At 67.9% G+C, this 23767-nt stretch carries 23 protein-coding genes; 14 read left to right on the top strand and 9 right to left on the bottom strand.

All coding sequences use genetic code 11. The annotated features are described in order from the left end of the window. Window positions 1-4 precede the first annotated feature (4 nt). Together GC106_RS03120 and GC106_RS03115 are read left to right on the top strand one after the other, a co-directional pair. Window positions 5-1180 carry a lipid-transfer protein gene (locus GC106_RS03120; RefSeq protein ID WP_173124072.1) on the top strand — a complete coding sequence of 392 codons (1176 nt, stop codon included), beginning with the start codon at window positions 5-7 and terminating at the stop codon, window positions 1178-1180. Window positions 1181-1189: 9 nt separating this feature from the next. Next, on the top strand, window positions 1190-1930 hold the full coding sequence (locus GC106_RS03115; protein ID WP_312872378.1) for a L,D-transpeptidase family protein: 741 nt from the start codon (window positions 1190-1192) through the stop codon (window positions 1928-1930). Here GC106_RS03115 and chsH3 read toward each other — a convergent pair. The 5 genes from chsH3 to kstD are packed head-to-tail and all read right to left on the bottom strand — an operon-like array spanning window position 1917 to window position 6873. Beyond that, on the bottom strand, window positions 1917-2768 hold the full coding sequence (gene chsH3, locus GC106_RS03110) for an enoyl-CoA hydratase ChsH3 (protein ID WP_173124070.1): 852 nt from the start codon (window positions 2766-2768) through the stop codon (window positions 1917-1919). The two genes, GC106_RS03115 and chsH3, sit on opposite strands and share 14 nt — an antisense overlap. 8 nt (window positions 2769-2776) lie before the next feature. Beyond that, complete coding sequence (locus GC106_RS03105; RefSeq protein WP_173124068.1) at window positions 2777-3763, bottom strand: ferredoxin--NADP reductase; 987 nt, start codon at window positions 3761-3763, stop codon at window positions 2777-2779. After that, window positions 3756-4055: a hypothetical protein gene (locus GC106_RS03100; protein ID WP_376777698.1), complete on the bottom strand. Its 300-nt coding sequence runs from the start codon at window positions 4053-4055 to the stop codon at window positions 3756-3758. The genes GC106_RS03105 and GC106_RS03100 overlap by 8 nt, the downstream gene beginning before the upstream one ends. After that, a complete protein-coding gene (locus tag GC106_RS03095; RefSeq protein WP_173124066.1) occupies window positions 4055-5203 on the bottom strand; it encodes a 3-ketosteroid-9-alpha-monooxygenase, oxygenase component in 1149 nt (382 codons plus the stop codon). The genes GC106_RS03100 and GC106_RS03095 overlap by 1 nt, the downstream gene beginning before the upstream one ends. Next, on the bottom strand, window positions 5200-6873 hold the full coding sequence (gene kstD, locus GC106_RS03090) for a 3-oxosteroid 1-dehydrogenase (protein WP_173124064.1): 1674 nt from the start codon (window positions 6871-6873) through the stop codon (window positions 5200-5202). The genes GC106_RS03095 and kstD overlap by 4 nt, the downstream gene beginning before the upstream one ends. Before the next feature lie 97 nt (window positions 6874-6970). On the opposite strand from kstD, the gene GC106_RS03085 reads away from it, so the two are divergent. The 5 genes from GC106_RS03085 to GC106_RS03065 are packed head-to-tail and all read left to right on the top strand — an operon-like array spanning window position 6971 to window position 11749. Next, on the top strand, window positions 6971-8578 hold the full coding sequence (locus GC106_RS03085; RefSeq protein ID WP_173124062.1) for an FAD-binding protein: 1608 nt from the start codon (window positions 6971-6973) through the stop codon (window positions 8576-8578). Next, window positions 8565-9347: a 2-keto-4-pentenoate hydratase gene (locus GC106_RS03080; protein ID WP_173124060.1), complete on the top strand. Its 783-nt coding sequence runs from the start codon at window positions 8565-8567 to the stop codon at window positions 9345-9347. Before GC106_RS03085 ends, GC106_RS03080 begins: the two co-directional genes overlap by 14 nt. Continuing rightward, a complete protein-coding gene (locus GC106_RS03075) occupies window positions 9347-10261 on the top strand; it encodes an acetaldehyde dehydrogenase (acetylating) (protein ID WP_173124058.1) in 915 nt (304 codons plus the stop codon). The genes GC106_RS03080 and GC106_RS03075 overlap by 1 nt, the downstream gene beginning before the upstream one ends. Beyond that, window positions 10215-11222 (top strand): 4-hydroxy-2-oxovalerate aldolase, encoded by a 1008-nt coding sequence (dmpG, locus tag GC106_RS03070; RefSeq protein WP_173124055.1) that lies wholly within the window; start codon window positions 10215-10217, stop codon window positions 11220-11222. The genes GC106_RS03075 and dmpG overlap by 47 nt, the downstream gene beginning before the upstream one ends. Beyond that, window positions 11219-11749 carry an HD domain-containing protein gene (locus GC106_RS03065; RefSeq protein ID WP_173124053.1) on the top strand — a complete coding sequence of 177 codons (531 nt, stop codon included), beginning with the start codon at window positions 11219-11221 and terminating at the stop codon, window positions 11747-11749. The genes dmpG and GC106_RS03065 overlap by 4 nt, the downstream gene beginning before the upstream one ends. Before the next feature lie 50 nt (window positions 11750-11799). On the opposite strand, the gene GC106_RS03060 is transcribed toward GC106_RS03065, so the two are convergent. Further along, entirely contained in the window at window positions 11800-13995 is a 2196-nt protein-coding gene (locus GC106_RS03060) for a (Fe-S)-binding protein (RefSeq protein ID WP_173124051.1), read from the bottom strand. Window positions 13996-14546: 551 nt separating this feature from the next. Between GC106_RS03060 and GC106_RS03055 the strand changes: the two genes are divergently transcribed. The 5 genes from GC106_RS03055 to hsaB all read left to right on the top strand — a co-directional run bounded on the left by GC106_RS03055 (window position 14547) and on the right by hsaB (window position 18333). Further along, entirely contained in the window at window positions 14547-14759 is a 213-nt protein-coding gene (locus tag GC106_RS03055) for a hypothetical protein (RefSeq protein ID WP_173124049.1), read from the top strand. Window positions 14760-14850: 91 nt separating this feature from the next. After that, complete coding sequence (hsaA, locus tag GC106_RS03050; RefSeq protein ID WP_173124047.1) at window positions 14851-16011, top strand: 3-hydroxy-9,10-secoandrosta-1,3,5(10)-triene-9,17-dione monooxygenase oxygenase subunit; 1161 nt, start codon at window positions 14851-14853, stop codon at window positions 16009-16011. Further along, entirely contained in the window at window positions 16002-16871 is an 870-nt protein-coding gene (gene hsaD, locus GC106_RS03045) for a 4,5:9,10-diseco-3-hydroxy-5,9,17-trioxoandrosta-1(10),2-diene-4-oate hydrolase (RefSeq protein ID WP_173124045.1), read from the top strand. Before hsaA ends, hsaD begins: the two co-directional genes overlap by 10 nt. Beyond that, window positions 16871-17773, top strand: a complete 903-nt coding sequence (gene hsaC / locus GC106_RS03040; RefSeq protein ID WP_173124043.1) for an iron-dependent extradiol dioxygenase HsaC — start codon at window positions 16871-16873, stop codon at window positions 17771-17773. Before hsaD ends, hsaC begins: the two co-directional genes overlap by 1 nt. A gap of 20 nt (window positions 17774-17793) precedes the next feature. Further along, a complete protein-coding gene (gene hsaB, locus GC106_RS03035; protein WP_312872377.1) occupies window positions 17794-18333 on the top strand; it encodes a 3-hydroxy-9,10-secoandrosta-1,3,5(10)-triene-9,17-dione monooxygenase reductase subunit in 540 nt (179 codons plus the stop codon). Here the strand turns inward: hsaB and GC106_RS03030 are convergent. Continuing rightward, the gene (locus tag GC106_RS03030) at window positions 18330-19241 is read right to left on the bottom strand and encodes an acyl-CoA dehydrogenase family protein (protein WP_173124041.1); all 912 of its coding nucleotides are present in this window, start codon (window positions 19239-19241) and stop codon (window positions 18330-18332) included. The genes hsaB and GC106_RS03030 overlap by 4 nt on opposite strands. 125 nt (window positions 19242-19366) lie before the next feature. Here GC106_RS03030 and GC106_RS03025 point away from each other — a divergent pair, with 125 nt between their 5' ends. Beyond that, window positions 19367-20914: a serine/threonine-protein kinase gene (locus GC106_RS03025; protein ID WP_312872416.1), complete on the top strand. Its 1548-nt coding sequence runs from the start codon at window positions 19367-19369 to the stop codon at window positions 20912-20914. A 51-nt stretch (window positions 20915-20965) separates the two neighbouring features. Continuing rightward, the gene (locus tag GC106_RS03020; RefSeq protein WP_173124039.1) at window positions 20966-21841 is read left to right on the top strand and encodes an SAM-dependent methyltransferase; all 876 of its coding nucleotides are present in this window, start codon (window positions 20966-20968) and stop codon (window positions 21839-21841) included. On the opposite strand, the gene GC106_RS03015 is transcribed toward GC106_RS03020, so the two are convergent. Together GC106_RS03015 and GC106_RS03010 are read right to left on the bottom strand one after the other, a co-directional pair. Further along, on the bottom strand, window positions 21838-22605 hold the full coding sequence (locus tag GC106_RS03015) for an enoyl-CoA hydratase/isomerase family protein (RefSeq protein WP_173124037.1): 768 nt from the start codon (window positions 22603-22605) through the stop codon (window positions 21838-21840). The genes GC106_RS03020 and GC106_RS03015 overlap by 4 nt on opposite strands. Then, on the bottom strand, window positions 22602-23765 hold the full coding sequence (locus GC106_RS03010; RefSeq protein WP_173124035.1) for a CaiB/BaiF CoA transferase family protein: 1164 nt from the start codon (window positions 23763-23765) through the stop codon (window positions 22602-22604). Before GC106_RS03010 ends, GC106_RS03015 begins: the two co-directional genes overlap by 4 nt. Window positions 23766-23767 lie beyond the last annotated feature (2 nt).

Genomic DNA, 23767 nt, shown 5'->3' with positions numbered 1-23767 from the left:
CACCATGAGCACGTTGCCGGGCAAGGCCGCGATCGCCGGGATCGGCGCGACCGAGTTCTCCAAGCGGTCCGGCCGGACGGAGCTGCGGCTGGCTGTCGAGGCGGTCAGGGCCGCGCTGGCCGACGCCGGTCTCACAGCGTCCGATGTGGACGGCTTGGTCACGTTCACCATGGACACCAACTCGGAGATCGCGGTCGCCAGGGAACTGGGCATCCCGCGGCTGAGCTTCTTCAGCCGGATCAACTTCGGCGGTGGCGCGGCGTGTGCGACCGTGCAGCAGGCGGCGATGGCGGTGGCGACCGGGATCGCCGAAGTCGTGGTCTGCTACCGCGCGTTCAACGAACGATCGGGACACCGGTTCGGCCGCGTCTCCGCCGCGGCCGCCGCCGCGCCGACGTCCAACGGCATCGACGCGTCGTGGTCGTATCCCATGGGTCTGGGCACGCCCGCCGCCGACGTCGCCATGTTCGCCCGGCGCTACCAGCACGTCTACGGGGCGACCTCGGAGGATTTCGGCCGCGTCGCGGTGGCCGGCCGCAGGCACGCCGCGGTCAACCCCAACGCGTGGTTCCACGGCAAACCGATCACTCTGGAAGACCACCAAACGTCCCGCTGGGTGGTCGAACCACTGCATCTGCTGGACTGCTGCCAGGAAAGCGACGGCGGCGTGGCGCTGGTGGTGACCAGCGCGCAACGCGCCAAGGACCTGCCGCACCCACCGGCGGTGATCGCCGCGGCCGCGCAGGGAAGTGGTCCCGACCAGTTCGTGATGACGTCGTACTACCGGGACGACCTTCTTGGCCTGCCGGAGATGCGGATCGTCGGTGACCAGCTGTGGGCGCAGTCCGGGCTGCGGCCCGGCGACATCGCCACAGCCGTGCTCTACGACCACTTCACCCCTTTTGTCCTTGTCCAACTGGAGGAACTCGGTTTCTGCGGGCCGGGCGAGGCACGGGAGTTCATCGCCGGCGGCGCCATCGAAATGGGCGGCCGGCTGCCGGTCAACACCCATGGCGGGCAACTGGGTGAGGCGTACATCCACGGGATGAACGGCATCGCCGAAGCCGTCCGGCAGATCCGCGGCACGTCCTGCAACCAGGTGGGCGGCCCGGTTCTGGTCACTGCGGGTACCGGAGTACCTACCAGCGGATTGATAGTCACCGGGCCGGGTATCGACTAGTCTGCCCCGGTGCGTCGTGTCGCCCTTCCCCTGGTGCTCGTTCTAGCCTGGCTCGGTGCGGCGGCGTTACCCGCCTTCGCACCCACGGTCGGGACAACAGATGAGCAGGTAGTGGACCAACACGAGATGGCGCTGATCGCCGCGGTCACCCCGGGCGAGGCGCGCAACGGAGTACTGGCGTCGCACCACGGCATCGTCGAGCAGGTGGTCACGGTGTCGGCACGCGACTGGTCGTCGACGACCGCCAAACTGAGTGCTTGGTCACGGGTGAACGACTCGTGGCACCGGGACATCGGCCCGGTCGACGCCTTTGTCGGCGCGGAAGGCATCGGCGAGGCACAGGAAGGCCGCTCCCGGACACCGGCCGGCGTTTACGCACTGACCGAGGCATTCGGCATCGCACCGAACAACGGGACCCGGTTGCCGTATTTCACCGTCGACGAACAGGACTGGTGGGTCAGTGACGTCGATTCCCCGGAATACAACAAGCATTTCCGCTGCCCGCCGGGTAAGTGCCCGTTCGACGAACGCGCGGGCGAGCGCCTGATCACCGCGGGCCACGTCTACGACCACGCGGTGGTGATCGACTACAACCGTGATCCGGTCAAACCCGGTGCCGGTTCGGCGTTCTTCCTGCACGTCCACAACGGCAAGCCGACCGCGGGCTGCGTCGCCGTTCCGTCCGGCGAGCTCGACGTGATCATGCGATGGCTGGACCCGGCGAAAAGACCGGCGATCACCATAGGCTGAGCACGGTGTCGGTGAGGACCGGCCGGTCGTCCACCGAACACGTGACGAGCAAGCGCTTGTCCTCCTGCCAGACCTGGCTGCGCAGTGTCTCACCGGGATAGACCACACCGGCGAAGCGTGTGGCGAACCCGGACACCTGGCTGACGTCGCCGCCGAGCACCCCGTCGACCACGGCTTTGCACACGATGCCGTACGTGCACAAGCCGTGCAGGATCGGCCGGGGAAAGCCGGCGGCCGCGGCGAACGCGGGGTCGGAGTGCAGGGGATTACGGTCTCCGCACAGCCGGTACAGCAACGCCTGCTGTGGCAGCGTGGGAGTTTCCAGCACGAAGTCCGGTGCCCGGCCGGGAAGTTCGACTGAGGCCGACGGTCCGCGTGATCCGCCGAAACCGCCTTCGCCGCGCGCGAAGATGCTGGACCTGGTGGTGTACAACGGTTCGCCGGCGGAGTCGACGGCCGTGGCCTCCTGCACGATCACAGCGGCTTTGCCCTTGTCGTACACGTCCGAGATCCGCGTGCTGATCGTCGCGGTCGCCCGCACCGGCAGCGGCCGGTGCACGGTGATCTCCTGCTGACCGTGCAAGACCTTCGCCAGATCGATCTCGACGCCGGGATAGGACACCGCGGGAGGCTTTGTCCGCTTGAAGTTCGGTGCGACCACGCCGAAGGTCGGCAGGACCTGGAGGTCCGGCTCGGTCGCGTACCGCAGTTCCACTTCGGACGTCGGATTCGCGCCCGCGCCCAGCGCCAGGTGGTACAGCAGCACGTCGGACGGCATCCACTCGAACGTGGTCTCGCCCAAGGAGGCACCGATGGCGACTGAAGGGTCGATGGGCATGGAACTCCTCAGCTGTACGTGATCCTGACCGTGTCGGTGACCGGCAGTGACTGGCAGGCGAGCACGATCCCGTCGTCCAGGTCCTCCTGGTCGAGGATTTCGTTCTGCAGCATCTTCACCTCGCCCTGCTCGATCCGGCACGCGCACGCACTGCACGCGCCCTCGCGGCAGGAGTACGGCGCCTGGACACCTTTCTCCAGCAACAGGTCCAGCAGCTTCCTGTTACGCGGCCAGGGAAAGGTGAACTGCTCGCCGTCCAGGTCGACCTCGACGGTGGCCTCGTCACCCTCGGCCGGCTCCTCGACGGTCTCTTCGAACGGGTTGCCGGTCAAGGAGATGAACCGTTCGATGTGAATCCGGTCGCGCGGCACGCCCATCGACCGCAACGCCTGGGTCACGACTTCCATGAACGGCGCCGGTCCACAGAGGAACGACTGGAACCCGGTGAACGGGCGCAACGCGGTCAGGTGCCGGGGTGTCGGCAGGCCCTGCAACGACTCCAGCCAGTGGATCACCATGAACCGGTCCGGGTACGCGTCCGCCAGCTCACGCAGCTTGGCCGCGAAGATCACCGAGGACTCGTCCCGGTTGGCGTACACCAGCACCACCCGGCCCGTGCCACGGGCCAGCGCGGACTTGATGATCGAGATCACCGGCGTGATCCCGCTGCCGCCCGCGAACAGCAACAGGTTGTCGTCCAACGAACTCGGTGAGAAGATCCCGGCGGGCGGCAGGATGTCCAGTACCGTTCCCGCGCGGACGTTGTCGCACACCCACGCGGAGCCGTAGCCGTCCGGTATCCGTTTGATCGTCACTTGTGGACGCTCGTCCACATGCGGCGAACTGGACAACGAGTAGCACCGGGCCACCGGGCCGCATCGCAGAGTCAGGAACTGGCCCGGCCGGTAGTCCATCCTCGCGTCGAACACCACGGACACCGCGTCGGCCGTCTCCTGGATCACCTCGGCGACCTTCACCTGCTGGTACTCAGCCATCGGGCACCTCAAGCAGGCCTTCGGCGACCAGCGACTCGATGCTGGCACGCAGCTTGGAACACGTGTCCAGCAACGCGCCCGGCTTGTTCTGGGCGGCGTACTCCGGGCAGCTGCCGGTGGGCGTCTGCCACTGGATGCTCATCTGGTGCCTGCTGCTCTTCTTGACCAGAACGCAAGTCCCGCAGGCGGTGCACTCCACCGGCCGCAGTCCGTCCGCGAGGAATCCCCGCCGGTCGGCCGCTGTCCGCTCGGCCATCTCGGTGACATCGCCGACAGGCGCCTTGGCCCACATCACACACCGGCTTCCTTGCGGCGAGCCAGGTTCTCCTGGACCTCACGTTCCCAGGCCTCGTTCGCCTTGGTGGTGTCCACCTCGAACTCGAAGCGCCTGGTCATGTCGTCGGTGACTTCCTCGACGTCCACATAGAACTGCTCGTACCACCGGCGCAGCTGGTAGACCGGGCCGTCCTCCTCACACAGCAACGGGTTGTCGATCCGGGTCTTGTTCTTCCAGATCTCCACATCCTGCAGGAAGCCGACCTTGAAGCTCTTGGCGAACTTGCCCGCCACCTTGTCGGCCATCTCGTCGTCCAGGCCGGGCAGCTTCTTGACGATCAGCCCGTACTGAAGCATGAACGAGTTGTGTGTGATCGGGTAGTGGCAGTTGATCAGCACCGTCTCGACTTCGATGCCCTTGTAGTCGTTCCACAGGTAGTTGATCATGTACGCCGGGCCGTAGTACGACGCCTCGGAACGCAACAGGTTGTCCTCACCGGCGTAGTTGCCGGTGTTCTTGCTGCCCGTCGCCGTCACGTCCGGCCGTCCGCGCGAGTTGAGGTACTGCGTGGCGATGTGGCCTTCGAAGATGTTCTTGAAGTAGGTCGGGAAGGCGAAGTGGATGTAGTAGAAGTGCGCCATGTCGACCATGTTGTCGATGATCTCGCGGCAGTGTGAGCCCTCGATCCGGATGCTGTCCCAGGTCCAGTTGCTCCAGCCGTCCTCGTACGCACCGGCCACACGAGGGATCATCACGTTGTCGGGCGGCGGGTTGCCCTGCGGGTCGTGCCAGATCAGCAGTTGGCCGTTCTGCTCCAGGGTGGTCCATGCCCTGGTGCGTGCCCTCAACGGAACCCGCTTGGCGTAAGGGATCTCGACGCAGCGGCCGTTGCCGGCCCAACGCCAGTCGTGGAACGGGCACGCGATGGCGTCGCCCTTGACGCTGCCTTGGCTGAGGTCTCCGCCCATATGCCGGCAGTACGCGTCCAGCACGTTGAGTTCGCCGTCCTGGCCCTGGAACACCACGAGCTTGGTGCCGAACGCCTCGATCGCGTGCGGCTTGCCGTCCTTGAAGTGCTCGGCCAGACCTATGCAGTGCCAGCCTCGGGCGAACCTGGTCGGCGGGGTGCCGACGTCGATGGTCCGGATCTCGTCGCGAGTCACTGCTTGCTCCCCTTCGCCAGTGCGGCCATGTCCAGCGCGGCCAGGTAACCAAACGTCATCGCGGGTCCAATCGTCGCACCAGGGCCCGCGTACGTGCGTCCCATCACCGCCGCACTGGCGTTCCCGGCCGCGTAAAGGCCTTCGATGACCGAACCGTCTTCCCTGAGGACCCGTGCTGTCGCGTCGGTCCGCAACCCTCCCTTGGTCCCCAGATCTCCGGGCACTATCCGGACCGCGTAGAACGGCGCGACCTCCAGTGCCGCAAGGCATGGGTTGGGACGGTTGCGCGGATCCCCGTAGTACTTGTCGTACGCGGACTCACCGCGCCGGAAGTCTTCGTCCTTCCCGGTTGCCGCGAAGCCGTTGAACCGCTGCACGGTCTCTGCCAGGCCGTCTGGTGAGACGTCGATCTGCTCGGCCAGTTCCCGCAGAGTCGGCGCCTTGACCACGGCGCCTGCCTTGTACCAACGACCAGGGAACGGCTGTCCCGGGTAAAGCCCGGCGAACACGTATCGGTTGCGGTAGCGCTGGTCGGCGATCAGCCAGGTCGGGAAGTTCCTGGCAGGTCCGTCGCCTTCGCCGTACATCGCGTGCACGGCGTCCACATAGGGCGCGGCTTCGTTGACGAACCGTTTGCCTTCGGCGTTGACCATGATGCAGCCAGGCAGAGTCCGCTCAGCCAGGCAGAAGTACGGACCACCACTGAGCACTATGGACGGACCCCACCACGCGTCGTCCATCAGGTCGACGGCAGCGCCGAGCCGCAGCCCGGCTTCGATGCCGTCACCGGTGTTCTCCTGCGCACCGACTGTCCACTGTGTGCCGATCGGCTCGCGCTGGTACTTCTTGCGCAGCTCCTCGTTGCGCTCGAAACCACCGGACGCCAGCAGTACGCCGTAACGGGCCCTGACGACGAACTCCTTGTCGCCCTGAGTGACTCGAACGCCGGTCACCCGGTCGTCGCGCGTCTCCAGGTCGACGAGAGCGGTCTCCAGCCAGACCGGCACACCGGCCTTGGCCAGGCCCGCCCGGATACCTCCAGCAAGCGCTTGGCCCATCGCCAGCTGCCTGCGCTTGCGGGCCCTGGCCAGGAAGCCGCGTGCGCCGACACGGAGCGCACGCAGCATGCCGCGGGGATGCCTGCGAACCAGGTTCAGCCAGCGGTAGTCGGCCTGGGTGACCGCGACGTCCATCGGCGAGGCCAGATATGGCCTGGTCAGCGTGTCGAGATGGGAGCCGATCAGGCCGGCGGGCATCGGCTTTGGCTCGATCGACCGGCCGCCGGGCATCCCGCCGGGAGCCTCCGGGTAGTAGTCGGAGTAGCCCTTGACCCACGCGAACCTCAGCGGGGTGTGGGCCAGCACGAAGTCCAGCATCTCCGGACCACGGTCCAGCACGGTCCGCTTCAGCTCGGCGGGCACGACATCACCGACGATGTGGTCGAGGTAGGCGCTCGCCGCTTCGGGGGTGTCCGGCACGCCGGCGTCGAGGATCACCCGGTTGTTGGGGATCCAGACGCCCCCGCCCGACCGGGCCGTCGAGCCGCCGTACGTCGGCGCCTTCTCCAGCACCACGGTGCTCAGCCCGTTGCGGGCCGCGGTCAGCGCGGCGGTCATCCCGGCCGCTCCGCTGCCTACGACAACGAGGTCGAACTCGGCTGGCTCCGTCATCAGCACCTCCGTGGCCAATACTAGAACAGGTTATAGTCTTGGTCGCCAGTCGCGCTATGGTGTCTGCGGATTCACCCCCTGTGAGGCAGGTCCGACAGTGCAGAAACGTGTTTCACATGAGTGGCAGGACAGCGCCGATGTGGTCATCGTCGGCTTCGGGGCGGCCGGAGCCTGCGCGGCCATCGAGGCGGCGTCGGCTGGGGCCGACGTGCTCGTACTGGATCGGTTCGGTGGCGGCGGGGCGACGGCGATGTCCGGCGGCGTCGTCTACGCGGGCGGCGGCACGTCCCATCAGGTCGCAGCGGGTGTCACGGACACTCCGGACGCGATGTTGCGCTATCTGCGGCTGGAAACCGGGGACGTGGTCTCCGAGGAGACGCTTCGGAGGTTCGTCGATACGAGCGTGGACATGATCGCCTGGCTGGAGAAACAGGGTGTGCCGTTCGACTCCAGCCTGTGCCCGTACAAGACGTCCTACCCGAGCAACAAGCACTACCTCTACTACTCGGGCAGCGAGTCGGCGGGCGGATTTCGTGACGCCGCCCCGCCTGCTGCCCGCGGTCACCGGACCAAAGGCAAAGGCACGTCAGGCAAGGTGTTCTTCGCCCGGCTCGCCGAGGCCGCCCGAGCCGGGGCGCGAGTCCGGACGCAAACCTTTGCGCGCCGCCTGATCACCGAGAACGGCCGGGTGGTCGGGGTGGAATGTTCGGTGCTGACCGGGTGGGCTGCTCGCCGTCATCACGTCTACGGGAAGTACGCGGCGAAGCCCGGGCTGTACGTACCGTTCCTGCGGAAGGCGCTGAACCGGCGGGTCAAACGGCTGGAACAGCGTTATGGGAAGCCGTTTCGTGTCGAAGCGCGGCGCGGCGTGGTGCTGGCGGCGGGCGGGTTCGTGGCCAACCGGGAGATGATGCGCGAGCACGCGCCCGACTACCGGCGTGGCCTGGCCCTGGGCACCGTGGCCGACGACGGCACCGGAATCCTCATGGGCGTCGAAGCCGGAGGCGCCACGGCGTACCTGGACCGGGTGTCCGCGTGGCGGTTCATCAGCCCACCGAGTGCTTTTCTGGGCAGTCTCGCCGTTTCCGCCTCAGGACAGCGCATCGGCGACGAGTCCCGGTACGGCGCCGCCCTGGGGCATGACATGGTCACGAAGCACGGTGCCCGCGGCTGGTTGTTCGTGGACAGCGCGCTTGTCGCTGAGGTGCGCAAACAGTTGCGTTCGCAGACCGTGTGGTTCCACCGGTTGCAGACGCGGTTCCTGCTGGGCAGGGAGTCCGTCAGCGGGTCCACAGTGGAAGAGGTGGCCCGTAAGGCAGGGGTGGACCCAGACGGGCTGACCGCGACCGTGGAGGCGCACAACGCGGCGGCGATCTCGGGGAAGCCGGACCCGGCAGGCAAACCGGCGGAGTTCGTGCGGGCGCTGGACTCGCCGCCGTACTCCCTGTTGGACATCTCGATCAAGCCGAGCCTGGGTTATCCGTGCCCGATGCTGACGCTCGGCGGGCTTGTGGTCGACGAGCAGACCGGCGCGGTCCGCCGGGACGACGGCACTGTGGTCGACGGCCTGTTCGCCGCGGGCCGCACTGCCGTCGGGATCTGCTCGAACTCCTACGTCAGCGGGTTGTCGCTGGCCGATTGCGTGTTCTCCGGTCGGAGAGCGGGCATCAGCGCGAGTGTGAGGAGGACAAGTGCTCACGGCTGACCAACGCATCGACGCGGCGGACCGGCTGTACGCGGCCGAACGCGACCGGTCGCCGATCGCACCACTGGTCCGGGACTATCCCGGCATCGACGCGGTGGATTCCTATGAGATCCAGTTACACAACATCAGGCGGCGGGCGCGGCCGGTCCTCGGCCACAAGGTGGGCCTGTCGTCCGAGGCGATGCAGCAGATGATGGGCGTGAACGAACCGGACTACGGCCATCTGCTCGACGACATGGCTCTGTCCGAGGACGTTCCGGTCGACACCGGGCGGTACTGCTATCCCCGGGTCGAAGTCGAGGTCGGGTTCGTCCTCGGCGCGGACCTGCCGGGTGAGGGCTGCACGGAGGACGACGTCCTGGCGGCGACGGAGTTCCTGGCGCCCGCGATCGAACTGATCGACAGCCGGATCGTGGACTGGCAGATCAGCCTGCCCGACACCATCGCGGACAACGCGTCCTCCGCCGGTTTCGTGCTGGGCGCCGCGCGCGTCAGGCCGTCCGAGGTGGACATCCGGGGGATCGACGCGGTCCTCTGGCGTAACGGCTCCGAGGTGGCCAAAGGCAGGTCGGACGCCGTGCTCGGCAACCCGGTCACGGCCGTGGCCTGGCTGGCGGGCAAGGTCGCGAGCTTCGGTGTCCGGTTGCGGGCCGGGCACATCGTGCTGCCCGGATCGTGCACCCGGGCGATCGACGCGCGGCCCGGCGACTCGTTCCGGGCCGAGTTCTCCGGGCTCGGCGTGGTTTCCCTGACGTTCGGGGGTGTCTGATGGGTGTTCCAGCGGCGATCGTCGGTTCCGGCAACATCGGGACCGACCTGCTGTACAAGCTCCAGCGCAGCGAAGTGATCGATCCGGTGTGGATGGTCGGGATCGACCCGGACAGCGAAGGACTCAAGCGCGCGGCCGCGCTCGGCCTGGAGACCACATCAGACGGTGTGGATGCGCTGCTGTCCAGTGCGAATCGGCCGCAGCTGGTGTTCGAGGCGACTTCGGCGTACGTGCACCGCGCGAACGCGCCGCGGTACGAGGAAGCCGGAATCCGGGCGATCGACCTGACCCCGGCGGCGATCGGGCCCTACGTCGTGCCGCCGGTGAATCTGGACGAGCACCTGGACGCCACGAACGTCAACCTGATCACGTGCGGCGGGCAGGCGACGATCCCGATCGTGGCCGCGGTGTCCCGTGTCGCCGAGGTCCCTTACGCGGAGATCGTCGCATCGGTCGCCTCGGTGTCCGCGGGCCCCGGGACGAGGGCGAACATCGACGAGTTCACCCGGACCACGAGCCGGGGGATCGAGGTGATGGGCGGCGCCACCCGAGGCAAGGCGATCATCGTGCTGAACCCGGCCGACCCGCCGATGATCATGCGGGACACGATCATCTGCGCGATCCCGTCCGACGCCGACCACTCCGCGATCGCCGCGTCGGTCACGTCCATGGTCGCCGAGGTGGCCTCGTACGTGCCCGGCTACCGGTTGCTGAACGAGCCGCAGTTCGACCCGGCCGACGGCGTGGCCCCGGCCCGGGTGACCGTCTTCGTCGAAGTCGAAGGGGCAGGGGACTTCCTGCCGCCCTATGCCGGAAACCTGGACATCATGACCGCCGCCGCGGTACGGGTCGGGGAAAGGATCGCCCATGCTCAGGATCACGGACACGTCGCTGCGGGACGGCTCGCACCATAAGCGGCACCAGTTCACGGCCGACGAGGTACGGTCCATTGTGGCCGCACTCGACGACGCCGGTGTCCCGGTCATCGAGGTCACCCACGGCGACGGCCTCGGCGGCTCGTCCTTCACGTACGGCTTCAGCAAGACGCCGGAGCAGGAGCTGATCAGCGTCGCGGTGCGGACCGCCCGGAACGCGAAGATCGCCTTCCTGATGCTGCCCGGCGTCGGCGTGAAGGACGACATCCTCGTCGCTCAGGACAACGGCGCCTCGATCTGCCGGATCGCCACCCACTGCACCGAGGCGGACATCGCCGTGCAGCACTTCGGTCTGGCACGGGAACGTGGCCTGGAGACCGTCGGGTTCCTGATGATGGCCCACTCCCAGCCGCCCGAGGTGATCGCCAGGCAGGGCCGGATCATGGCCGACGCGGGGTGCCAGTGCGTGTACGTCGTCGACTCCGCCGGTGCCTTGGTGCTCGAACAGGTCAGCGACCGGGTTTCGGCGTTGGTCGCGGAGCTCGGTGCCGACGCCGAAGCCGGGTTCCACGGCCACGAGAACCTCGGGCTGTCGGTGGCGAACTCGATCGCCGCGATCCGTGCCGGGGCACGGCAGATCGACGGCAGCGCCCGTCGATTCGGTGCCGGCGCGGGCAACACGGCGACCGAGGCGCTCGTGGGCGTGTGCGACAAACTCGGGATCGAGACCGGCATCGACTTCTTCAAGATCGTCGACGCGGCCGAGGACGTGGTGCTGCCCGCGATGCCCGAGGAGTGCAAGCTCGACCGGATGGCACTGCTGATGGGCTACGCGGGCGTCTACTCGAGTTTCCTGAAGCACGCGTACCGCCAGGCCGAGCGCTATGGCGTCTCCGGCGCGGAAATCCTCGTCCAGGCGGGCGAGCGCAAGCTGGTCGGCGGCCAGGAGGATCAACTGGCCGACATCGCGATCAACCTCGCGGCTAAAGTGCCCCGGTGACGTCGTTACGACCGTTGCCCGATGACGTGGTGGCACTGCTGGAAGCGTTGGATGCGCCGCCCCGGTTGGCGGCGCATCTTCGTCTGGTGCACGACGTGGCGTGTCAGCTGGTCGACTGGTTCGAGGCGCGTGGCCTTACCGTCGACAGGGAGGCAGTCCTCTTCGGCGCGGCCACCCACGACGTCGGCAAGGTGCTGTACCCCGCCGAACTCTCCGGCCCAGGGTCCCAGCACGAACAGGCCGGCTACGAACTTCTGCTGGAGCGCGGTTTTCCGGAGCGACTGGCCCGCTTCGCCCGGACGCACGCGTCCTGGCACGCTCCCGGCGTCGGCCTGGACGACCTGGTGGTCAGCCTGGCCGACAAGATCTGGAAGGCCAAGCGCGTCCAGGACCTGGAGCAACTGGTGGTGGACCGGCTCGGCGGCGAACCGTGGGAGGCGTTCATGGCCTTGGACGACGTCCTCGACCGGATAGCCGCGAGTGCCGACCGCAGACTCGCCTACCAGTCGTCCCACCCCACCAAATAGCTCGTGAGTGTTTATCCGGGTTAGAACACGGATAAACACTCACGAGGGGGTTAGTCGGTGGCGGGGATGGTGCCGCCTCGTTTCACCGACTCCAGCAGGAGCTGGGAGACGTCCTTCACGGCCACGCCTTCGCCCTTGCCTTCGCTCTGGCGCGCGGTCAGGCCGTCGTTGATCATCACGCGGCAGAACGGGCAGCCGGTGACGACCGTGTCCGTGCCGGTGGTCAGCGCCTCGTCGACACGTTCCTCGTTGACGCGCTTGCCGATCCGCTCCTCCATCCACATGCGAGCGCCACCCGCGCCACAGCACAGCGACCGGTCGGCGTGCCGCGGCATCTCGGTCAGCGAAGCGCCCGCGGCGCCGATCAGTTCCCGCGGCGGCGTGTAGACCTTGTTGTGCCGGCCGAGGTAGCACGGGTCGTGGTAGGTCACTCCGGGGCCCTGCGGGTCGGCGGGCGCCACCGGCGTCAGCTTTCCGGCCTGCACCAGACGGTTCAGCAACTGGGTGTGGTGCACGACCTCGTAGTGCCCTTCCAGCTGCGGGTACTCGCGGCCGAGGGTGTTCATGCAGTGCGGGCACGTGGTCACGATCTTGCGCTGCACCGGCTCGCGGCCCTCGAAGACGGCGTTCAGCATCTCCACCGTCTGCTGGGCCATCATCTGGAACAGGAACTCGTTGCCCGACCGTCGCGCCGGGTCACCCGTGCAGCTCTCCTCCTTGCCCAGCACGACGTACTTCACGCCGGCGAGGTGCAGCAGTTCGGCCGTGGCCCGGACGGTCCGGCGGGCGTTGTCGTCGAACGCCCCCGCGCAGCCGATCCAGTACACGTATTCCACATCGGACGCCAGTTCGCCGTCGAACACCGGCACCTCGAAGTCCAGGCCCTTGGCCCAGTCCATCCGCTCCGAGTTGTTCTGGCCCCACGGGTTGCCCTTGGTCTCCAGGTTACGGAACAGCGTGCCGAGCTCGGTCGGGAACTCCGACTCGATCATCACCTGGTAGCGCCGCATGTCGACGATGTGGTCGACGTGCTCGATGTCCACCGGGCACTGCTCGACGCACGCGCCGCAGGTCGTGCACGACCACAGCACGTCCGGGTCGATCACGCCGCCTTGCTCCAGCGTTCCCACGAGCGGCCGTCCACCTTGGTCACCCGGCACCCGCGAGAACCCGGATTCGGGCACGTTGTGGTGGTGTTCGCCTTCGTCGACGGCCTTCTCGACGACTCCGCCCTCGGGTTCCTGCTTGCCGCCGATCAGGTACGGCGCCTTCGCGAACAGGTGGTCGCGGAGGTCCATGATGACCAGTTTGGGGGACAACGGTTTGCCGGTGTTCCACGCCGGGCACTGGGACTGGCAGCGGCCGCACTCCGTGCAGGTCGCGAAGTCCAGCATGCCCTTCCAGGTGAAGTCCTCGATCTTGCCCCGGCCGAACACGTCGTCCTCGCCCGGGTCCTCGAAGTCGATCGGCTTGCCGTGCGACGTCATCGGCAGCAACGGGCCGAGGCCGTCCGGCAGCCGCTTGGCGGTGACGTTGATCGGCGCCAGGAAGATGTGCAGGTGCTTGGAGTGCAGCACGATGATCAGGAAGCCGAGCGCGACGCCGATGTGCAGCAGCAGGCCGACCGTCTCGATGACCTCGTTGGTGTCGTGGCCTAGCGGGGCGAGCAGGTCGCCGACGGCCAGTGACACGAACGCGCCGCTGTCGTACGGGAAGTTGCCCGCCGCCGCGGACGATCCGCGGAACAGGAACAGCGTCCAGATCACGTTGAAGATCATCACCAGGATCAGCCACGCGCCACCGGTGTGCGAGCCGTAGAACCGCGACGCCCGCTGCTTGCGTTCCGGCGACTGCTTGATCCGCAGCACCGCGAACACCACCAGCGAGACGGCCACCATCACCGCGATGAAGTCCTGCAGGAACCCCAGCACCGCCCAGTGGCCGACGAACGGGATCGCGAACTTGTCGTAGAACAGCGCGCCGTACGCCTCCAGGTAGACGGTGATCAGGATGACGAAGCCCCAGAAGGTGAACAGGTGCGCCAGGCCGGGGATCGACCACTTCAGCAGCTTGCGCTGGCCGAACACCTCGGCGAGGTGGGCCGCGACCCGTTTGCCCAGGTTGCCGGATCGGTCATGGTCGGGTTCGCCCGACCTGATCAGCTTGTTCAGCCAGAGGATTCGCTGCACGGCGAACCCGACCCCGACAACGGTCATCAACAGGCCAAGAACGAGACGAACGACCACGTGGACCCAACCCTCGTCAATTCGAGCTGTCAGTGTGAGCTTGTGTAGTAGCGGCACGCCTTGCACGCGTACCGCATCTTCGCAATCCGCCACCGCCGCCCGTCACCCGGACAAACCCCGAGGCGATCGTAAGGCCGCAGAGGTAGACGCGCTTCATAACGCTCGGTGGCACGTCCGAGATACGCCCTTCTGACAACAAGCCCACGCCGGGCCGCGCTTCGTGACCGCGCGGCGTCCCGGCAGAACACGTGGACCAGACCCAGGCCCGGCAGCCCGCCGAGGTCGTTGACCTGATCCACCACGCCGTAGCCGGGGTGCTCGCGTTCGCTGGCGAGCAGGACCGGCAGATCGCAGTAGGCACACCGAGAGCCACACGCGAGGCACCTTGCCAAGGCGTGCCGCATGGGTGAGCCTCCCTGTGACCGGCGCCACTGTTTTCCGGAGCGTACTCACGATCGTTTACCGGCTGGTAGCACCCGTATGGGTTAGTGGCGTGCCGCAGCGGCACGCGTGCGCCGGGCTGAATCGATGTAGATGGGTAGCTTGCGGTCATGGGTACTGACTACGAGACCAGGGACGCCATCCGTACCGCCGCCGATGTCACGGCCGATCACCTCGGCCGGATCGCCTCGATCGTCGCGGCCGCGGCGCGGGACATCGCGGTGGAGATCAGCAAGTGGGTGGACGACATGGCGTCCTCCCGTCCCGCCGCCACCTCCGCTCCGGGCGCGCAGCCGCCGAAGGACGCCGGACCGGCGTCCTGACCACCGGCGGCTCGCCCGAGCGTCGACAGAAAATGGAACGTGTTCTAGTCTGAGTCGGTAGGGAGAACACGTTCCAGTTCGGGAGCTGCTGATGAGCGAGGTCGTCGACGCGGTCCGGGAACTCCTGCCGGTGCTGCGCGAACGCGCCCAGGAGACCGAGGACCTGCGCAGGGTCCCGGCGGAATCGATCGAGTCGCTGCGGCAGAGCGGCTTCTTCAAGCTCCTGCAACCGGCCCGGCACGGCGGGCTGGAGGCCGATCCGCTCGACTTCTACCGCTCGGTCCGGCTGATCTCCAGCGCCTGCGGGTCGACCGGCTGGGTGTCGTCGGTGCTCGGCTGTCACCCGTGGCAGCTCGGGCTGTTCCCGGCGCGGGCACAGCAGGACGTCTGGGGCGAGGACCAGGACACCCGGATCTCCTCTTCCTACGCGCCGATGGGCCGGGCGACCCCGGTCGACGGCGGCTTCCGGTTCTCCGGGCGGTGGAGCTTCTCGTCGGGCTGCGACCATGCCTCCTGGGTCTTCCTCGGCGGGCTGGTGCTGGGTGACGACGGCAACCCGGTGGACTTCCGGACGTTCCTGCTGCCGATCTCCGACTACAAGATCGAGGACGTCTGGGACACTGTCGGTCTGCGGGGTACCGGCAGCAACGACATCCTCGTCGACGACGTGTTCGTGCCCGAGTACCGGACGCTGAGCTTCATGGACACCGGCAAATGTGTCTGCCCTGGCCAGGAGGTGAACACCGGCCCGTTGTACCGGCTGCCGTTCGCGTCGGTGTTCTCGTACTCGATCGCCGCCCCGGTCGTGGGCATGGCGACGGGAGCGTACGAGGCGCACGTTTCCTATATGCAGCAACGAGTGCGGGCTTCCTATGGCAACAAGGCCGCCGAGGACCCGTATTCGCAAGTCCGCGTCGCCGAAGCGGCAAGCGAGATCGACGCCGCCTGGCTGCAACTGGAGCACAACATCGGCACGGCGTACAAGCACGTCGTCGCGGGCGAGAAGGTGCCGTTCGACCTGCGCATGCGGATTCGGCGCGACCAGGTCAAAGCGACCTCGCGGGCGATCGGCGCGGTGGACAGGCTGTTCGAGAACTCCGGTGGCAAGGCGTTGAACGCGGGTACGCCGATCCAACGGTTCTGGCGGGACGCGCACGCCGGCCGCGTGCACGCGATCAACGACCCGGAACGCGCGCTCGCCATGTACGGAAAGTCGGAACTGGGGCTGAAGGTGCAGGACGCATGGCTGTGACGAACCCACCGACCTTCGAATCCACCTCACGGACCGCGCAAGCCGGACCGGACTTGAAGCTGCACTACCACGAAGCCGGATCGGGCGAGCCGGTCGTGATGCTGCACGGCGGCGGGCCGGGCGCGTCCGCGTGGAGCAACTTCGGCCGCAACCTCGAGGTCTTCGCCGAGCACCACCGGACACTGCTGGTGGACCAGCCCGGTTTCGGGCACTCCGGCAAGCCGGAGATCACCGGCCAGTTCTTCACCTACAGCGCCGACGCGTTGAAGAGCCTGCTTGACACCCTTGGCATCGAACGGGTTCACCTCGTCGGCAACTCGCTCGGCGGTGGCACGGCCGTGCGGTTCGCGCTCAGGCATCCCGACCGGGCGGGACGTCTGGTGCTGATGGCCCCGGGCGGCCTGGGTGTCAACGTGTTCGCGCCCGATCCGACCGAAGGCATCAAGCGGCTGTACGACTTCGCCGCGCCGCCCGGGCCGTCCAAGGAGAAGCTTGCGGCCTTCCTGCGAACTCTCGTGTTCGACCAGTCGCTGATCACCGACGAGCTGATCGAGGAACGCCACCGGGTGGCCGCCGACCCGGAGTCGTTGCGGGCCATGGCGTCCATGGGCAGGTCGTTCACCAGTCCGGATACGTTCGAGGAAGGCATGCTCTGGCGGGAGGCGTACAAACTCCGGCAACGCGTGCTGCTGGTCTGGGGCCGTGAGGACCGCGTCAACCCCCTCGACGGCGCGTTGCTGGCGTTGAAGCTGATCCCGCGGGCGCAACTGCACGTGTTCGGCCGATGTGGACACTGGGCGCAGCTGGAGAAGTTCGCCGAGTTCAACCGGCTCACCCTCGATTTCCTGAGGAGCGCGTGATGGGCATCCGGCAGCTGGGTTACCTGCGGATCGAGGCCACCGACATGGCGAAGTGGCGCGAGTACGGCCTGAAGGTGCTCGGCATGGTCGAAGGCAAGGGCAACGATCCCGCCGCGTTGTACCTTCGGATGGACGACTTCCCGGCCCGCCTGGTGATCTTCCCCGGCGACCACGACCGGCTGGCGCAGTCCGGGTGGGAGACCGCGAACGCGGCCGGACTGGACGAGGTCCGCCGGAGCCTGGAAGCCGCGGGCGTGCCGTACAAGGAAGGCACACCGGCGGAACTGGCCGACCGCCGAGTGGTGGAGCTGATCAGGTTCGACGACCCGTCCGGCAACACCCTCGAGGTCTTCCACGGTGCCGCGTTGGAACACCGCCGGGTGGTCAGCCCGTACGGCCACAAGTTCGTGACGGCCGAACAAGGGCTTGGTCACGTCGTACTGTCCACCCACGACGACGAAGCGGCACTGCGGTTCTACCGTGACGTCCTTGGCTTCAGGCTGCGGGATTCCATGCGGTTGCCGCCGCAGCTCGTCGGACGCCCGGCCGACGGCCCGCCCGCGTGGCTGCGGTTCTTCGGCTGCAACCCGCGTCACCACAGCCTGGCGTTCCTGCCGATGCCGACACCGAGCGGGATCGTGCACCTGATGGTCGAGGTGGAGAACAGCGACGACGTCGGGCTGACGCTGGACCGCGCGCTGCGCCGGAAAGTCCCGCTCTCGGCGACCCTCGGCAGGCACGTGAACGACCTGATGCTGTCGTTCTACATGAAGACACCCGGCGGGTTCGACGTCGAGTTCGGCTGTGAGGGAAGGCAGGTCGACGACGAGGACTGGATCGCGCGGGAAAGCACCGCGGTCAGCCTCTGGGGACACGACTTCAGCGTGGGCGCGAAGCAGTGAACGGCGAGGCGGCCGGGACTGTGACAACGGGGACGACGGCGGACTTCCGGCGGGTGCTGGGCCACTTCTGCACGGGCGTCACGGTGATCACCGGTGCGGGCCCGGTCGGGTTCGCCTGCCAGGCCTTTGCCGCGTTGTCGCTGGAACCGCCGCTCGTGCTGTTCTGCCCAGGTCGCCGTTCCCGAACCTGGCAGGCCATTTCGCGGACCGGGAAGTTCTGCGTCAACGTGCTCGCCGAGGACCAGCAGGACATCTCCTCGGTGTTCGGCCGGGCGGGTGCGGACAAGTTCACCACGACCGGGTGGCGTCCCGCGCCGAGTGGTGCGCCGATCCTGGACGGCGCGCTGACCTGGGTCGACTGTGACGTCGAGGAAGTGCGTGACGCGGGCGATCACCACGTCGTCATCGGACGCGTCCGGCAGTTGGGTGCCTGCCGGGACGCGCAGCCGCTGCTGTTCTACCGGGGCAGGTACACCGCGACCGACGTGAAAGCCGAGCGCAAGCCGAACGCCATGCTGGACAACCTCTTCACCTGGTCCAAGCACGACGACTGGATCTAGAGCGTCCGGGCGAGCCGCTCGACGTGCTCGTGCGGCTGGCCGAACAGATGCGCGCTCGCGTGCGCCCGCTTGAGGTACCGGTGCGCGTCGTGCTCCCAGGTGATCGCGATGCCGCCGTGCAGCTGGATCATCTCACCGGCCACAGTGGACAGTGTCTCGGCGCAGTGGACGGCCGCGGCGGCCGCCAGGCCGAGGTTCCCGACGGCCGCGTACGAGATCGACCACGCGGTCTCCACGGCCACGTGCATGTCCGCCATCCGGTGTTTCAACGCCTGGAAACTCCCGATCGGACGGCCGAACTGCACCCGCGTCTTCGTGTACTCGACCGTCATGTCCAGGCATTGCCGGGCGGCGCCGACCTGTTCGGCGCTGAGTGTCACCAGGGCGATGTCCCGCAGCCGCGGCACGGGCGGCCCGATCCGCGTTCCGCCCGAAAGGCGCACGGTCGCCAGCCGCCTGCTTTCGTCCATCGTCGGCGTATGCACGCGATGCGTGGAATCGCCCAGAAAAAGGCCGTCCGGTGTTGAGACGATCAGCACATCGGCGATATCGCCGTCCAGCACGTACCGAACCGTTTCGGACACCGAATCCGCCCACAACACGGTCGCCACTACGCCGCCGTCGACGATCCCGGGCAGCAGGCCGGCGCAGACCTCCCGATTACCGCTGAGTAGCAACGCCTGGGTGGCCAGGACGGCCGGCAGCATCGGCACTCCGGCCAGGACACGGCCGGTTTCCTCAAGGACGACATGGGCTTCGAGGAGTGTCGCGCCCGCGCCGCCGTACTCCTCGGGCACCGCGAGACCGGCGACGCCGATCTGCCGGCACAGCCCGGTCCAGGAAGCGTCGCCGCGGCTGAGCATGTGCCGCACGGCGGCCCGCAGATCGTCGTGTTCCGGGCGCAGCATACCCTCATCAAACCAAACAATCGCTTGGTTTGCTATCGGTCGACCCCGTGCCGTGTCGTTCCGGGGCGGGCACGGTTCGATAAGGTTGACGCCGTCAGGTACACGCACGCGAGGGAAGAGTCGTCATCGAAAAGGGGCAGCTGGTCGCCGGTCGCTACCGGCTGCTGGACACCATCGGCAGTGGCGCGATGGGCATCGTCTGGCAGGCACGCGACGAGCGGCTTGACCGTACGGTTGCTATCAAGCAACTGTTGATGCGCGCTGGGCTCTCCGAGAGCCAGGCCGCCGACGCGCGCCGCCGGGCGATGCGGGAGGGCCGGATCGCGGCGCGGTTGCAGCACCGCAACGCCATCGCCTTGTTCGACGTGGCCGAACACGACGGCGATCCCTGTCTGATCATGGAGTACCTGCCGTCGCTGAGCCTTTCCGGGCTGTTGGGCGAACGCGGCACGCTCTCCCCGGAGGAGACCGCCCAGATCGGCGTGCAGGTGGCCACCGCGCTGACCGCGGCGCACGCTGCCGGGATCGTGCACCGGGACGTCAAGCCGGGCAACATCCTGATCGACGACAGCGGCCAGGTGAAGATCACCGACTTCGGCATCTCGCGGTCGACCGACGACGGCACGATGACGCAGTCCTCGGTCGGCATGCTCGCCGGGACGCCCGCGTACCTCGCGCCGGAAGTCGCCCGCGGCCAGGACCCGACCCGGGCGTCGGACGTGTTCTCGCTGGGTGCGACGCTGTACCACGCGGTCGAGGGGCAGCCGCCGTACGGTTTCAAGGACAACCCGCTGGCCCAGCTCTACGCCGTGGCCATGGGCAAGGTGCCGGAGCCCAAGCAGGCGGGCTCGCTGACCAAGTGCCTGATGCAGATGCTCAGCCTGGAGCCCGCCGACCGGCCGACCATGCCCGAGCTGGTCGCCACGTTGGGCGAGGTCGCCGGTGGTGCGACCGTGGCCGTGCCGAAGACGCAGGTGCCCGCGGCGGCGCCGCCGAAGCAGGCCGCTCCGGCCCAGCCGACCTTGGTCGCGCCCGTGGCGGTCCAGGCACCGGCCAAGCCGCCCGTTCAGCAGCCGGGACCGCCACCGCCGCCACCGGCGCAGCGGCCGCCCGAGCGGCAGCAACAGCAACAACCGGGCAGGAACAAGCGCGTCGCTGCCGTCGTCGGCGCGATCGTGGCCGCTGCCGTGCTGGGCGGTGTCATCGCGACCGTGCTCAGCTCGCAGGACTCGAACAACTCGGCCGCGCCGCCGCCGCCGACCACCCCGTCGCAGACCACGGTGACCGTCCAGGCGACGCCGTCCGAGACGCCTGAGCAGCCGCCGTCGTCCGTCACGCCGCCGAGCCCGCAGGGCCAGAACGAGGGCCCGATCGACTGGAGCTCCGCGGGCCAGTTGGTGATCAGGTACTACAACCAGGCCGACCCGGCCACCCGGTGGGCCATGCTCACGCCCGAGGTGCAGGCCAGTTTCGGCTCGCTGGACGCGTTCACCCAGTACTGGTCGCAGTATCCGCAGTTCAGTTCCCGCAACGCCAACGGCGTGCGCAACAACGCCGACGGTTCGGTGACCGTGCCGGTGGACGTGACCTACGGACCGGGAAACGCGCAGCACAAGGAGTTGCGTGTGATGAAGACCGGCGGTCAGCTCAAGATCGCTTCAGACGGCAAGTAGTCCACGCTAGACTCGGTTTCCCAGCGTGACGGCCTGCTGACAGGGAGCCCGATGACGTCCGACCACCGCACGTCCGAGTACGAATCCCCATTCCAGGACACCGCGGTGATCGCGTGGCTGGAGGCGGCGGGCATCGACACGTCCTTACCCTCGCCCGACCGCGTGTACGACGCCTATCTCGGCGGCTCGCACAACACGGCGATCGACCGCGCGTTCGTCGACAAGGTCGAGCGGATCCTGCCGTCGATCAAGCCGCTCGCGCGCAGCAACCGGTCGTTCCTGCGGCGCGCGGTGCAGGAAGCCGCGGCCTCGGGCATCACGCAGTTCCTCGACATCGGCTCGGGCGCGCCGACGGTCGGCAACGTGCACGAGATCGCGCTGAAGGCCAACCCGTCCGCGCACGTGGTCTACGTCGACTCGAACACCATCGCGGTGCAGACCTCGCAGATCAGGCTGGAGGAGCAGCGGGTCACCGACCGGGTCGCGATGATCCAGGAGGACCTGCGCGATCCGGACGGCATCCTGGACCACCCGCGCACCCGTGCGCTGATCGACTTCGACAAGCCGGTCTGCCTGCTGATGGTGGCGTTACTGCACTTCATCGGCGACGAGGACAAGCCGGCCGAGCTGATCGCGCACTACCGGTCACGATTAGCGCCCGGCAGCAAGCTCGCGCTGTCGCACATCGCGTCCGACGAGGCGCCGCAGGAGCAGAAAGACCAGGTCGCGGCGTTCGTCGACGCGTACCGGAACACCACGACACGGCTGCACACCCGCACGAAAGCCGAGATGGAGCGGCTGTTCGAAGGCTGGGAGCTGGAGGAGCCGGGCATCGTGCACCCGCCGGACTGGCGCCCGGACAACCCGATCGACAACGACATGTCCGCCTACTACCTCGGCTGGTGCGGCGTCGGCCGTAAGGTCTAACGCCCGCTCCACCTGACCTGCTGCTTGCTGCCGAACACGGCCACCGCGTGGTGGAAGTCCTCGCTGCCGAAGACCTTCCTGACGATGTCGTCGCCATCCGGCAGGGCAGCTCGGCGCAGCCGGGCGATCGCCTGTTTGGCGGCCCACATGCTCAGCGGAGCGTGCCGCAGCACCGTGCCGACCACGGCGTTCGCGGTCCGGTCCAGATCGTCGTCGCCGCACAGCTCGTGCACGAACCCTGCCGTCTTGGCGTCACCGCCGGTCACCATCTTGGCCCTGAGCAGCATGTCCATCGCGCGTGCCGGGCCGAGGTGCTGCACCAGCAGGGAGTACGAGTTCATCGACAGGCAGTTGCCCAGTGTCCGCGCGATCGGGACGCCGAACCGTGCGGACGTGCCCGCGACGCGAAGGTCGCAGACGGCGGCGATGGCAAGGCCCGCGCCGACGCAATAGCCGTGGATGACCGCGACCGTCGGCACGGTCACGTCTTCCAGGCGCGTGAGCACCTCGGCGATCCGGCGTTCGTACTCGATGCCGTCCTCACCGGTCTCGAACTCCCGGAACTGCGTGATGTCCGTGCCCGACACGAACGCCTGACGGCCCGCGCCCCGCAGCACCATCGCACGGATGCCGTCGTCGCTGTCGGCGTGCTCGCACGCCTCGGCCAGGCGCTCGTACATGTCGAACGTCATGGCGTTGTGCTTGTCAGGACGGTTGAAGATGACCGTGAGCACGGCGCCGTCCTGCTCCACGACAAGGCTCATGACTGTCCTCCGACCAGCGAGTCGATCTCGTCATTGGTGTACCCGACTGCGAGCAGCGCCGCACGCGTATCCGCTCCGAGCGCAGGTCCGGCGGCGTCGCGCCGGGTGGGCGTGCGGGACAAGCGCATCGGCGAGCCCAGTTGGCGCACGCCACCGGGCGCGTCCCAGAAGAAGTCCCGCTCGGTCAGCGCCTCGGCGGTGAAAACCTCGCCGTAGTCCGAGATCGGCGCACACGGCACCTCGGCGCGGTCCAGTGCGGCGACGAGATCCGCGACCGTCCACGTCTGGGTGGCTTGTTCGATGATCGGGATCAACTCGGCCACGTTCTCCTTGCGCCGGTACGCGTCCTCGAACCGACCGTCGTTCGCGATCGCTTGCAGGCCAAGCACTTCCGTCAGGCCCAGCCAGGTTTTCGGGGTGATCGCGCCGAGCGTGAGCCAGCCGTCCGCGCACCGCACGGCCTGGTATGGCGCCTGGCTCTGGTGTGCGGTGCCGAGCGGCCCGCCGACCTCGCCGGTGGCGAAGTACTTCCCGGCCTCCCACACCGCCAGCGACACCCCGGATTCGAGCAGGCTCACGTCGATGTACTGACCTTCGCCACTCCGGTCGCGTTCGCGCAGCGCCGCTATGACGGCCATGGCGACGTACAACCCGCATACCAGGTCGCACACGGGCACGCCGACTTTCGCCGGGGGCCCGCCGGGCGAGCCCGTGATGCTCATCAGCCCGCTGCGTGCCTGCGCCATGATGTCCAGTCCAGGCAGCCCCGCGAGCGGACCGTCCTGGCCCCAGCCGGACGCCGAGGCGTAGATCAGCCGCGGATTGGACTGCCGCAGGGTCTCGTAGTCCAGCCGCAGCGCACGCAACGCGCCTGGCCGGAGGTTCTCCACGAGCACGTCGGCGTGGTCGGCGAGCCGCCGGAAAGCCGCGCGCCCGTCCGGTGACTTCAGGTCGAGCGCGACGGACTTCTTGTTCCGGTTCAGCCGGGCGAAAGGTGAGCTGGTGCCGTCCACGAACGGCCCGGCCTGGCGGACCGGGTCACCACCAGCCGGGTTCTCGATCTTCAGCACCTCCGCGCCGAGGTCGGCGAGCTGCATGGTGGCGTACGGGCCCGCCATGAACACGCCGACCTCAAGCACGGTGATTCCACTCAGAGGCATGG

The organism is Kibdelosporangium persicum (assembly GCF_013280595.1).
GTDB lineage: Bacteria > Actinomycetota > Actinomycetes > Mycobacteriales > Pseudonocardiaceae > Kibdelosporangium > Kibdelosporangium persicum.
The sequence above is the reverse complement of the archived record's forward strand: the minus strand, read 5'-3'. Positions and strand labels throughout refer to the sequence as shown.

What these genes read in the sequence shown, in the direction of transcription:
- GC106_RS03120 (WP_173124072.1), top strand. Translation starts at nt 5, where the DNA reads ATGAGCACGTTGCCGGGCAAGGCCGCGATCGCCGGGATCGGCGCGACC.
- chsH3 (WP_173124070.1), bottom strand. Translation starts at nt 2,768, where the DNA reads ATGCCCATCGACCCTTCAGTCGCCATCGGTGCCTCCTTGGGCGAGACC.
- GC106_RS03105 (WP_173124068.1), bottom strand. Translation starts at nt 3,763, where the DNA reads ATGGCTGAGTACCAGCAGGTGAAGGTCGCCGAGGTGATCCAGGAGACG.
- GC106_RS03100 (WP_376777698.1), bottom strand. Translation starts at nt 4,055, where the DNA reads ATGTGGGCCAAGGCGCCTGTCGGCGATGTCACCGAGATGGCCGAGCGG.
- kstD (WP_173124064.1), bottom strand. Translation starts at nt 6,873, where the DNA reads ATGACGGAGCCAGCCGAGTTCGACCTCGTTGTCGTAGGCAGCGGAGCG.
- GC106_RS03075 (WP_173124058.1), top strand. Translation starts at nt 9,347, where the DNA reads ATGGGTGTTCCAGCGGCGATCGTCGGTTCCGGCAACATCGGGACCGAC.
- dmpG (WP_173124055.1), top strand. Translation starts at nt 10,215, where the DNA reads ATGCTCAGGATCACGGACACGTCGCTGCGGGACGGCTCGCACCATAAG.
- GC106_RS03055 (WP_173124049.1), top strand. Translation starts at nt 14,547, where the DNA reads ATGGGTACTGACTACGAGACCAGGGACGCCATCCGTACCGCCGCCGAT.
- hsaA (WP_173124047.1), top strand. Translation starts at nt 14,851, where the DNA reads ATGAGCGAGGTCGTCGACGCGGTCCGGGAACTCCTGCCGGTGCTGCGC.
- hsaD (WP_173124045.1), top strand. Translation starts at nt 16,002, where the DNA reads ATGGCTGTGACGAACCCACCGACCTTCGAATCCACCTCACGGACCGCG.
- hsaC (WP_173124043.1), top strand. Translation starts at nt 16,871, where the DNA reads ATGGGCATCCGGCAGCTGGGTTACCTGCGGATCGAGGCCACCGACATG.
- GC106_RS03030 (WP_173124041.1), bottom strand. Translation starts at nt 19,241, where the DNA reads ATGCTGCGCCCGGAACACGACGATCTGCGGGCCGCCGTGCGGCACATG.
- GC106_RS03020 (WP_173124039.1), top strand. Translation starts at nt 20,966, where the DNA reads ATGACGTCCGACCACCGCACGTCCGAGTACGAATCCCCATTCCAGGAC.
- GC106_RS03015 (WP_173124037.1), bottom strand. Translation starts at nt 22,605, where the DNA reads ATGAGCCTTGTCGTGGAGCAGGACGGCGCCGTGCTCACGGTCATCTTC.
- GC106_RS03010 (WP_173124035.1), bottom strand. Translation starts at nt 23,765, where the DNA reads ATGCCTCTGAGTGGAATCACCGTGCTTGAGGTCGGCGTGTTCATGGCG.